The sequence below is a fragment of the Nostoc sp. genome, assembly GCF_041747015.1.
Classification (GTDB): domain Bacteria; phylum Cyanobacteriota; class Cyanobacteriia; order Cyanobacteriales; family Nostocaceae; genus Nostoc.
The window spans coordinates 1-10456 of the sequence record NZ_JBGTFY010000234.1; the positions used below are offsets into that span (position 1 = coordinate 1).

The following is a 10456-nucleotide window of genomic DNA, read 5'->3' on the forward strand; positions in this document are numbered from 1 at the left end:
TAGCATCCAGAGGTTCAAAAACCTTGCACTTTCGTCGGCGAGCGCCGGGCAAATTGGGAAACTAAGCGACGAAACTACTATTTTGTAAGCTGTGTGGCTTCTAGATTCGCTCTGGAGACTTATTCAGCAAGCCCTAATTAAAAGTAGCTAATAAAACCAGTAACTTGGGATTAATAACCCAAATTGTTAGTTAACTTGGTGCTGCTCTTTTGTCGCAACTGATAATCCTCATACACCCACATTGACTAAATCAACATCAGCAAGCCATATTGTTCTACTTTGGGCAAACACTTCTTCTAAAATTGGGGAGCGCCACTCTACCCCATAAAGCCAATTATCTTTGAGACTAAAAATACCTTGAATAACACGGCGTGTCGGCTGTTCACCGAAATCAACCTCAACTATATCCCCCAATTCAAAAGCTGGAGTAGAAACAGTGGTCTTTTCTAGTACATTTGTTGGATGAAATTCTTGTTCAGCTAAGTAGAGAGTTTCATTCTGGCAAACAATTGCATAAATCCATTCCTGTCTTTCCCACTGAACACCACAGCAGTAGCCTGACAAATCCGAGATTGACAACAAAACTTTTTCTAACATTTTCACTGCTAGAGGAGGCATGGACTGACCCCATTCAGGAGAAATATGCCAACAGGATTCTAAGGCGGTAATTTGGTTAACCATCTGGGAATATAGTCTCTTTTTTATACATACACTCCCTTGAATCAGTCTGATCCGGAATATAATGCAAATACTTCAAAATATAGAAGTGATTGACTGGTATCCGAAATGCAACAGCGATCGCACCCTATCTGATAGTTTCATCACTATGTGTAGTATACTGTGCAGTGACATCCCCATTAAGTACAAGCAAATCGGTTTAGGCGTCAGCTTTATGCGATACCCACAACAACCCACGTCCCCCACTTCACGGCACTGCCTTTGCTTGATCCAACACTAACACTACACTCAACAACCTTTGGCATCATCAGCCAGCATGAGGTCATGTGATTTATAAAAAGCACATGACCTCAGTAGGTTAAGGTATTGTTAACAAAAATTAGTATTGTACAAATGCTCGAAGAAAGGAAAATTTTGCCAGAGTAGAAGTACAGCTTTTGATATTCACTCGTGTGTAAATTAAATGACTCAAATATTTAAAGAAACAACTGATAAAGACAATTATACTCGTGTTGCTCAACTTACAGATGTTCAGGCAGCAAACAGTTTGTTAGTTCACAGGGAAAAACATACTATTGTTTTGTTTTACTCAGATAGTAAAGTTTATGCAATAGATAACCGTTGTCCCCACATGGGTTTTCCCCTACAAGGTAGCATTTGCAAAGATGGTATTATTACCTGCCCTTGGCATTATGCCCGCTTTGATATCGCCAGTGGTGGAACCTTCGACTCTTGGGCAGATGATGTTCCGGCATTTCCTGTGGAAATTCGTGATGGTGAAATTTGGGTGAATTTAGCGCTGCCAGCTAATCCTCATACCCATCATCTTCAACGCCTTGAAGATGGTTTAGAGCAGAATATTTCTTTAGTGATTGCCAAATCAACGATCGCACTGTTAGATATAGGAGTAAATCCGGCTGAAGCATTTCAAATCGGGCTAAAATTTGGCACTAGTTACAACAAAACAGGTTGGAGTACAGGTTTAACTATCCATACCTGCATGATCAATCTACTACCTTATCTGGATGAAGAAGACAAACCCCGTGCGTTATTCCACGGACTTTCGGCAGTCGCTAATGATAGTGCAGGTGCGCCACCTCTGTTTGTCGTTCAGCCATTGCCTAACTCTACAGTTGATTTTGCGACTCTTAAAAGCTGGTTTTGCCAGTTTATTGAGGTACGGGATAGTGAAGCTGCACAAAGATGTCTGGTATCTGCGATTCGCTCAGGGGCTAATTTAGAGCAAGTTGCAGATATGCTGTTTTCATCGGCTACAGATCATCGTTATCTCGACATTGGGCATACCCTTGATTTTATTAACAAAGCACTAGAAGCACTTGATGTTGTTGGTTGGCAAGCAGCAGAATCTGTTCTGGCTAGCTTAGTTTCGGGTTTAGCTAGTGCATCCCGTATGGAAGAATCTAATTCCTGGCGCTACCCTGTAGATTTGGTGGCAATATTAGAGTCGGCTTTTGAGCAATTACCCACTGTTTTAAATGCGGGGAAATCTCAACGAGGAACTTGGTCAAACTCGGAGCAATTAATACCAATTTTATTAGGTGAAGACCCACAAGCGATCGCCGACTCGCTACTGAATGCCCTACAAGCTGGTTGTACAGAAGAACAATTATCAAGTGTAGTTACTTATACGGCAGCACTGCGTGTAGCTCGTTTTAATACTAACAATGACTTTGGAGATTGGAATTCGGCACATCATCCATTTACTTTTGCTAACGCCGTGCATCAAGGGTTACGACGAGTACCAACAGTCGAACTACTCAGAGGTGTGTTTGATGCGGCGATGAGTGTTTATTTGAATCGTTTTTTGAATGTACCACCAGCACGACTTCCAGAAGCTAAAGACTCCGTTTCAAATGCCGAAGAATTACTCCAGCAGCTACCCGATTTATTAAATCGTCAGCAGCAAGTTAACCAGACAGGTCAATTAGTGGCAAATTATTTATATTGTGGTGGTAATCCTGAAAGACTCATGGCGATGCTGGGGAAAATGATGCTCAGAGAAAACCGTGATTTTCATGTAATTCAAGAAATAGAAGCCGCTTTTCGTCAATATTCCCTATTAGGTGACACTTCTGCTGGGATTCATATATTAGTTGCTGCTGCTCGGTATTTAGCAGCCCATTCTCCCACAATGCGATCGCTTGGACAAACCTATCAAATCGCTTATCGGTTACATAAAGGCTCACGCCTATTCGAGGAATCTTGACAGCAGAGGATGTGGGTGTCTGTTGCTATCAGCTAAGACTTTCGCAGTTCCCTACTACATCCTCGCCTTTTGAGTCCCTATTGATTGGCTCTTTGTTTACTAGCCTGATCAACTCGCTGCCACAGTTCACGGTCTTCTCGATAAATACCCATCGCTGCAATCGCATCTTTTGCATCGATGTTTTTTCCTTGAGCCACTAGTGAGATCAGAAAATCTATTGCTTTATCTTGTCGCAGCATTGCAATTGCGAGTAACAATGTGCGACGAAGTTCTACGTTTCTTGTTTGCTCCCAGCAATTTCTGAGAAGATCAAATGCTTTTTCTAATCGTGATTCACCCAACGTCAATGCTGCTAACTCACAGATTTGCTCCTTTGGGTCAAAAAGAAAACCAGCAACTATTGCAAGTGAATCAATCGGAGCTAGTTGTAACAAAGCACTGAAGCACTCCGAAATCACCTGTGGTGCTTGATCGCCGATGCGGGTTTTCAAACGAAGTAAAGGTACACCTTGGGGATTTCCTGTGTAGGCGATCGCTTTTGCAGCAGCAACTCTTGCTTCTGGTTTGGGGTCAGCTAGTAGATCCGCTAATTCGTTCATGACATCTGAGTAATTCATTCTCACCAGGCCGAAAGCACATATAGCCCGAAGATGGGCAGCAGTATCTTCAAGTCCTCCCCATACTGGCTCCATCTGAACGTGTCGAATCCCTTGCAGAAAAAGGTTTTCATCGCTGTATTCTAAGTGATACAGTGATTCTGCTATCTCTTTCTTGGCAAGACAATTTTGGTCTACTTGTGCGGGTTTGACCATCATTCGAGCAAAAGCTTCTACAAGATCGGCAACCAACTCAGTGATAGTGGATTCGCCAACTATCTTAGCTGCTTGGGCAACAGCTATAGAATATTTGCTCTTGAGGACTTGACGTAAAATTATGATCCCTTCTTCACTTATGGGATGCTCTCGAATTTGGGCAAGAATAGATAAAGTTTCTTCTAGTTTTCGTGCTTTTGGCATATATCATCCCACAACCAGGCGCTCTGTTTTGGACTTAAAGCACTTACCAGTAATAAAATGCAGCAAGTATTAAATATATCTGGTTTGTTATCTGAATCTATTAGTGCTTAGTCTCACTTGACATTAAAAGCTTACTATTAAAGCAGCGATCTGCTCGTATTCTTGTTCCAGGAAAGAAACTACCGGAAAGCATTTTGATAGTTATTTTGTACTAATATATCATTAACTATTTCATTTTTTAAAGGAAGTACGCTCAATTTAGAGATCCTGTCGAATGGCGATTAAACTACGGTTGGCAGCAGTACACTGACCAGAAGCTGGTGAATTTCCTTAACAATGAGTGCTAGAAATGACCCAGGAAAGATGCGATAGAGCAGTTTAATAAGCATTTGAGAAAAACCAAGAAAGGCAAAAAAACTCTATACAGGTTGTTGCAAAGTTTTATCGTGGGGTTCATCTGCCTTCTTAAAATTAAGAGTGAAAGCAAACCAATTTCCGTATTGACTATCAAATTGAAATCCGGCAGCCTCAGTCAAACGGCGAACGACGCTGTAGGGTTGATAGTGGGGATCGGGAATCACTTCGGTGATGGAAAGTAACCCACCCGGTTTTAGTGCAGCAAATAGTTGATGCAGTGCCGCCTCGCGATCTGAAATTTCACCCAAGACCGTTACAAGTAAAGCGCGGTCAAACACATTTTTCTCTAATTCATCCTGGTCTATTCTGCTGAGTAATATCTGCACATTCGTTAAGTGCTTTGCAGCAACTCGCTTTTTAACCTCTTCCAGCATTGCTGGCTGACCGTCTAGAGCTACTACTGCCCCGTTTGGCGTTACTCTTTCAGCCGCAGGAATAGTCACTCGCCCTGAGCCACATTCTACATCCAATATCTGCATTCCCGGAGCCAGCTTGAGCCGCTCTAAAATTGTTGAACTACTAGCAACCGCATTCATATAGGGATTTTCTAGCAACCAGGCTAACCAGACAGGAAAGGGTAAAAAGCGAACACGTACAGCCCCTCGCCACCAGAGGCCAACCCCAACCAAGAGTAAAAGTAACATGGCGGTGTCTAGAAAAATTGTTTTCATATCCTGCACCTCTTTCGTTAAGTCCTATTTCATTCCAGCTTTAACCCGTAGTAACTTTTGCTTAGTCAGGTAGCGGCATTTTGCGTAAGCCCAAACGGGCAACGATAAAGAGAATCAGCCCCAAGAACGCAATCATCAGCATCGAAAACCAAATGCCGCGCCAGCCTGTTCCACGCACAAACGCATCGCGGCTAATTTGGATGAAATACCGCGCTAGAACAATGTCAAAATGGTTTAACTTGATCTGTACTGTACATTGTCGGCTCAACAAATGCAAAGTAGACTTTTATTGTGGTGGTAAGAGTGATCGTTTCTCTAATTAGTGCTACCGTCAGCTAATCATGGCGTTTTTGATTTTCGTGCTGACTTTAGTGGCGTTCTATGTATGCCAAAGTATTTCTCGCTACGATAGCGCAACCATACCCGCAACACTTGCGGAATCTGCTCTTTTTCTTCCTTGTTCAGAGTGTTGTAAAGAGCTAAGGCGCGATCTCGCTCACCTCTACAGGCAGCGTTGTTGTGGGCATCCCAATAGCTACGGGCTACTCGAATTCGCCGACAGATTTCTTTAATCAGTGCGTCTCTTGTAGGTGGAACGTCTGCCTTTGCCATACTCAGATGTTATGATGTTAGACCAATAACCCAAGTTGCTAATACACTGTGGCATTGCTCATTAGTTCCAAGTAACGATAATCATACACCCACATTGACTAAATTAACATCAGCAAGCCATATTGTTCTGCTTTGGGGCGTATCTAGCCTTTGGGGGAGGAGAACTAAGGTGTCAGACTCCGTAGCAAGTGCGAGGATATTTGTGTGGCTATGACTTCAGGTTCTAGGTTTTGATTCTTGACAACGAGTAGATCGTAAAGAGTCCAATTAATCGTGCCAATAATGCTGTTGATAGCAATTTGAACATTGAGCACAGGTGGATTGAGAAATATCTCTTGAGCAATGCCATCCTCAATAATGGTCGATAAAATATTGCGATAGTTTTGTCGCGCCGGCTGAAGTTGTTCGGTTGCTGCCACGTCACCATAACCGACTTGCATGAAGAACAGCTTGATTAGTCCTTGATGCTGATGGAAATAGCGCAATGTGAGCAAAACAACCATTTGCATAGCTTCTATTGGATGAGAATAGGCTTTGTGAGCTTGAGCAATTTGAAGATGTAACTTGTTTAAATGCCTGACTATGATGGCAGTAAGCAATTCTTGCTTGCTTTTGAAATGTCGATAAAACAATCCAACTGATACACCTGCGGTATCAGCAATGAGTTGAGGTTGAGCTTGCTCGTAGCCTCTCAAGAGCAATGTCTCGCCTGCATCCAACAAAGCCGTGTATCGCCCAAGGACATCATATCGAGGTTGTGTAGGTTTGGTTGTTTTTCCCATAGAGCAAACGGTTGTGGTAATCTGAGACGAGTGAATAATATTCATTCGTTCTGAATCATTGTATTATGGATATATCTTATGCCTGGGCAAATATTTATCAACACAATTGAGCAGCCGTGGGTTGACTTGACTCAATTTCCTGGAACTCAGTTTTTACCATTAGCGGAACCTGTTCCACAGGGGTCAATTCATCGTTTGAAAATGATTGCTGGGACTACAATTCCAGTTCACATCCATTTATGTGATGAGTATGTTTACATACTTGCTGGGGTAGTAGAAACTGGGGGAATAACATCCTCTGCGGGAACGTTTTGGTTTACCCCTTCTAACACTCGCCAGGGACCGCACAAAGCCATAACAGACGTTGAACTCCTAACAATTCGCCTGGGAGCAATGGGAACTTTTGAATTCGATTTCGATTTATAAGGGTGCAAGTTTTTCTATTAATGCAATACCAAATTGAACAACTGTTTCCATTAGACAGTGATTGGCAACACTTATGTAAAAAACTTCAAGCCAATATAACTCTCACGGCGCTTGTGCTTACTCAGACGGTAATCCTGCCCGAACACCTCAAATGTGGTTCAAAAGGATGCGTTATCAATTACGTCATGGACGGGGAAAGAATATTATCCAAGAATTGAATTGGTTAAGCAAGTCTCAAAACACCTCAAAACCGACTCAAACCATTTTGCGCCAAGTGCGAGACTATTTAAACACTCACTTCAAACACATTCAGTATCGCACTTTTAAGAAACTAGGTTTGCCTATTGGCTCCGGTATGGTTGAAAGTGCTTGTAAATGGTTAATTCAACAACGTTTCAAAGGTGTGGGGATGCGTTGGAGTGAGGATGGATTCAATCACCTTCTACATTTGCGTTTAGCTTGGGTGAATCAACGGTTTGATACTTTGTTCTCTGACGAACCATTGACACTAACCTTGTACTCCCCCAACGATTAGATGCGCCCCTCTATCAGTTGATGTGGATGTGCTAGAGAGCCGATCGGTGATTTGCTGCACCCTAACACAACTTGATGAAACGATTGGATTATAACAGTACTAAAGTACTAAGCCGACTTGTCTTCTTTTGCCTTTTGTTAAGTTACAAGTTCACCCTGTTAGAAAATTTTTCATTTCTTTTTCAACGGCATCATGGATGCCTGGCGCTTTAAACTGTTGTAAACCCTTAGCCGGACTGAATGTTAGGTTGAACTTCGCGCAACCGACGTTCCAGAAAACGACGCTCACTGTCATTTGTCACTAGTTCTAGTGCCCGTGTATAGCTCTGGGTCGCTTCCTCTAATGCTCCAACACGCCGGAATAAATCTGCACGGGTGGCATGAAAGAGATGATAACTGTCCAGTTCTGGAGCAAGGCTATCAATCAGTCCAAATGCGGCTTGAGGACTGTCTGCCATTGCGATCGCCACTGCTCGGTTCAAGGTCACAATGGGTGAGGGCTGCAAGCGTTCCAACACCTCATAGAGCCGCACGATCTGCGCCCAGTCTGTTTCTTCGGCGCGGGTTGCCTGACAATGGAGGGCGGCGATCGCCGCTTGCAGGGCATACACTCCGGTTCCACCCCGCAACGCTTCCTCTACCAGAGGTAACGCCTCAGCAATCTGTAGATGGTTCCAACGACTGCGATCCTGATCTTCTAGCAAAATCAAATCGCCTGCCTCATCTAGACGCGCATTGCGCCGCGAATCGTGCAATAACATCAGCGCCACCAGTGCTGTGACTTCAGATGGGGGTTGGGGTGCCAGCAATTGCCGCACCAGTTGCCCCAAGCGAATCGCTTTGATGCAGAGGTCAGCCCGCACGATCACATCTCCTTTGGTTGCGGCATAGCCTTCGTTGAAGATGAGATAGATGACTGTCAGGACTGCCTCTATCCGGGGAGCGAGATCAGTCGTCTCAGGTACTTTGTAAGGAATGCCTGCGTCTCGAATTTTGCGTTTAGCACGAACTAACCGCTGTGCCATTGTTGCAGTCTGTATAAGAAAGGCGCGGGCAATTTCGTCGGTTTCCAGTCCACCCAACATTCGGAGGGTCAACGCTACTTGAGTTTCCGTTGCCAGTGCCGGGTGACAGCAGGTAAAGATTAATCGCAGGCGATCGTCTCCAATTTCATCACTGTCATAGGTTGGTTCTTCAGTGGATGGAATTAAGCCAGATGCCGCATACCACTCCAGTTTTTCGGTCAGTTTCGTGCGTCGTCGGAGGCGATCGATCGCCTTGTACCGGGCAGTTCGGATAATCCAGGCACGGGGACGATCAGGAATACCGTCGCTTTCCCACTGATTCACTGCCGCTGTAAATGCTGCCTGTGCAGCTTCTTCAACTACATCAAAATCTCCGACCAGCCGAATCAGAATAGCGACAATGCGCCCCCATTCAGTTCGATAAAGGGCAGCAATTGCTTGAGCCACATCTGTTTTTGGGATTGAAGCCATACCTTTGACAAAAAGACATAAAGAATTTTGGGCAAGGTGTCGATTTGAGCAATTGCCGTTCGACTGAACTGATAAAGGGAGATAAAGTTCAATTGTACTAGACAAAATTTTTGCACTCAGGTGTCGATTTGGACAATTCCCGTTCGACTTAATCACAAAGGAGGCAACCGAATGAAATATTTGCTGCTGATTTATATGGACGAAAACGCCATGAGCGACACCGAGCGGGAGCATTGCTATGGGGAATCTGCCCAACTCGCCCAGGACTTGCATACTCAAGGACAATTTCTGGCGACGGCTCCACTCCATCCTGTTGCAACCGCAACCAGTGTCCAGGTCCGTGATGGCAAATCACTCGTGACCGATGGACCATTTGCCGAAACCCGCGAACAATTGGGTGGATTCTTCCTCGTTAATGCTCAGGATTTGGATGAAGCCATTGCGATCGCCACCCGCATCCCAGGTGCAAAAGTCGGCACCGTCGAAATCCGTCCTGTCATCGAAGTTGCGGGACTACCAGCACAGCCCTGACCGTCCTTAACCGCTTGAACTCAAGGAGAACCCTCATGCAAAACAATTCCAAAATCACTCCCTGTTTATGGTTTGATGATCAAGCCGAAGCCGCCGCTCAGTTTTATACGTCGATTTTTCGCAATTCCAAAATTGTCCACGTCAGTCGATATGGAGACGCTGGACAGGAAATTCACGGAAAACCAGCCGGAGCCGTCATGACTGTCAGCTTTGAACTTGATGGTCAGCCGTTCACAGCACTCAACGGTGGTCCGACCTTCAAATTTAACGAGGCGATTTCCTTCCAAATCTTTTGCGATACCCAGGCGGATGTGGACGATTACTGGCAAAAATTGTCTGCCGGTGGGGATGAAACCGCACAGCAATGCGGCTGGCTCAAAGACAAATACGGCGTCTCCTGGCAAATTATTCCTCGCATTCTGATTGAGTTACTCAACCACCCCGACGCGGCAACCTCTCAAAAAGTGACCACTACCATGCTGCAAATGAAGAAGATCCAGATTGATGAACTCAAGCGTGTCGCTGCTGATTAGCGGTTCCTTCGGAGTTGCGCTTTGCGCTAATCAGCACACCCAACCCCTCGCAATCTAACTCAAAACCATTCAACAGGAGATTTTACAATGAAAGTCATGGTCGAATGGCACTAAGAAAAGCTGAAACACTTGTGGTTAAGCAGTTTTTAATTGCTTTCGTAATTCATGCCGGGGTTTGGTCATCAAGGGATAAATTTTTGGGCGACGTTTACGAACTCGTGGTTCACTACGACCTGGGCGTTCTGGAACAGCCTTGTGAGCAATAACCTTTAGCAAAGTGCGATAAATTTGGAGGCGTTTTTGAGAAGTTGCTGCTAATAATTTGGGAATAAAGTTAATTAAATGGTGGCGAGTACCTTGCAGCGATAGGCGATTTGGAGGAGTACTGTAAATAGTCCCAGCCGACCACATTAAGCTCCGAAGTAAATTGTAAGCCAGTAAATAAACATGAATTTCTTTGCGGATCATTGGAGGAGTTTTACATCGTAAAATATCCATACCCAACGTAGTTTTGATATGTCTCAAATCCAATT

At 44.3% G+C, this 10456-nt stretch carries 10 protein-coding genes and 2 pseudogenes; 5 read left to right on the forward strand and 7 right to left on the reverse strand.

Going from position 1 to position 10456, the window contains the following annotated elements:
- Positions 1–228: 228 nt before the first annotated feature.
- Complete coding sequence (locus tag ACEW80_RS18920) at positions 229–681, reverse strand: DUF1392 domain-containing protein (protein WP_373528074.1); 453 nt, start codon at positions 679–681, stop codon at positions 229–231.
- Between the two features lie 460 nt (positions 682–1141).
- Here ACEW80_RS18920 and ACEW80_RS18925 point away from each other — a divergent pair, with 460 nt between their 5' ends.
- The gene (locus ACEW80_RS18925; RefSeq protein ID WP_373528075.1) at positions 1142–2905 is read left to right on the forward strand and encodes a Rieske (2Fe-2S) protein; all 1764 of its coding nucleotides are present in this window, start codon (positions 1142–1144) and stop codon (positions 2903–2905) included.
- A 77-nt stretch (positions 2906–2982) separates the two neighbouring features.
- On the opposite strand, the gene ACEW80_RS18930 is transcribed toward ACEW80_RS18925, so the two are convergent.
- The 4 genes from ACEW80_RS18930 to ACEW80_RS18945 all read right to left on the reverse strand — a co-directional run bounded on the left by ACEW80_RS18930 (position 2983) and on the right by ACEW80_RS18945 (position 6448).
- Entirely contained in the window at positions 2983–3921 is a 939-nt protein-coding gene (locus ACEW80_RS18930; protein ID WP_373528076.1) for a hypothetical protein, read from the reverse strand.
- Between the two features lie 419 nt (positions 3922–4340).
- Positions 4341–5009: a class I SAM-dependent methyltransferase gene (locus tag ACEW80_RS18935; RefSeq protein WP_373528077.1), complete on the reverse strand. Its 669-nt coding sequence runs from the start codon at positions 5007–5009 to the stop codon at positions 4341–4343.
- A 339-nt stretch (positions 5010–5348) separates the two neighbouring features.
- Positions 5349–5621, reverse strand: a complete 273-nt coding sequence (locus ACEW80_RS18940; protein WP_373528078.1) for a Precorrin-3B methylase — start codon at positions 5619–5621, stop codon at positions 5349–5351.
- A gap of 164 nt (positions 5622–5785) precedes the next feature.
- A complete protein-coding gene (locus ACEW80_RS18945) occupies positions 5786–6448 on the reverse strand; it encodes a TetR/AcrR family transcriptional regulator (protein WP_373528079.1) in 663 nt (220 codons plus the stop codon).
- 33 nt (positions 6449–6481) lie between these two features.
- On the opposite strand from ACEW80_RS18945, the gene ACEW80_RS18950 reads away from it, so the two are divergent.
- Together ACEW80_RS18950 and ACEW80_RS18955 are read left to right on the forward strand one after the other, a co-directional pair.
- Entirely contained in the window at positions 6482–6829 is a 348-nt protein-coding gene (locus ACEW80_RS18950) for a cupin domain-containing protein (protein WP_373528080.1), read from the forward strand.
- 85 nt (positions 6830–6914) lie between these two features.
- Positions 6915–7364: pseudogene (locus ACEW80_RS18955) on the forward strand (ISKra4 family transposase); the annotation flags it as partial.
- A 226-nt stretch (positions 7365–7590) separates the two neighbouring features.
- Here the strand turns inward: ACEW80_RS18955 and ACEW80_RS18960 are convergent.
- The gene (locus ACEW80_RS18960) at positions 7591–8859 is read right to left on the reverse strand and encodes an RNA polymerase sigma factor (protein WP_373528081.1); all 1269 of its coding nucleotides are present in this window, start codon (positions 8857–8859) and stop codon (positions 7591–7593) included.
- A 210-nt stretch (positions 8860–9069) separates the two neighbouring features.
- Here ACEW80_RS18960 and ACEW80_RS18965 point away from each other — a divergent pair, with 210 nt between their 5' ends.
- Both ACEW80_RS18965 and ACEW80_RS18970 read left to right on the forward strand, forming a co-directional pair.
- On the forward strand, positions 9070–9390 hold the full coding sequence (locus ACEW80_RS18965) for a YciI family protein (protein WP_234017357.1): 321 nt from the start codon (positions 9070–9072) through the stop codon (positions 9388–9390).
- A 35-nt stretch (positions 9391–9425) separates the two neighbouring features.
- Positions 9426–9923, forward strand: a complete 498-nt coding sequence (locus tag ACEW80_RS18970) for a VOC family protein (protein WP_373528082.1) — start codon at positions 9426–9428, stop codon at positions 9921–9923.
- A 135-nt stretch (positions 9924–10058) separates the two neighbouring features.
- Here ACEW80_RS18970 and ACEW80_RS18975 read toward each other — a convergent pair.
- Positions 10059–10456: pseudogene (locus ACEW80_RS18975) on the reverse strand (IS4 family transposase); the annotation flags it as partial.

What these genes read in the sequence shown, in the direction of transcription:
- ACEW80_RS18930 (WP_373528076.1), bottom strand. Translation starts at nt 3,921, where the DNA reads ATGCCAAAAGCACGAAAACTAGAAGAAACTTTATCTATTCTTGCCCAA.
- ACEW80_RS18935 (WP_373528077.1), bottom strand. Translation starts at nt 5,009, where the DNA reads ATGAAAACAATTTTTCTAGACACCGCCATGTTACTTTTACTCTTGGTT.
- ACEW80_RS18920 (WP_373528074.1), bottom strand. Translation starts at nt 681, where the DNA reads ATGGTTAACCAAATTACCGCCTTAGAATCCTGTTGGCATATTTCTCCT.
- ACEW80_RS18960 (WP_373528081.1), bottom strand. Translation starts at nt 8,859, where the DNA reads ATGGCTTCAATCCCAAAAACAGATGTGGCTCAAGCAATTGCTGCCCTT.
- ACEW80_RS18925 (WP_373528075.1), top strand. Translation starts at nt 1,142, where the DNA reads ATGACTCAAATATTTAAAGAAACAACTGATAAAGACAATTATACTCGT.
- ACEW80_RS18945 (WP_373528079.1), bottom strand. Translation starts at nt 6,448, where the DNA reads ATGAATATTATTCACTCGTCTCAGATTACCACAACCGTTTGCTCTATG.
- ACEW80_RS18950 (WP_373528080.1), top strand. Translation starts at nt 6,482, where the DNA reads ATGCCTGGGCAAATATTTATCAACACAATTGAGCAGCCGTGGGTTGAC.
- ACEW80_RS18940 (WP_373528078.1), bottom strand. Translation starts at nt 5,621, where the DNA reads ATGGCAAAGGCAGACGTTCCACCTACAAGAGACGCACTGATTAAAGAA.
- ACEW80_RS18965 (WP_234017357.1), top strand. Translation starts at nt 9,070, where the DNA reads ATGAGCGACACCGAGCGGGAGCATTGCTATGGGGAATCTGCCCAACTC.
- ACEW80_RS18970 (WP_373528082.1), top strand. Translation starts at nt 9,426, where the DNA reads ATGCAAAACAATTCCAAAATCACTCCCTGTTTATGGTTTGATGATCAA.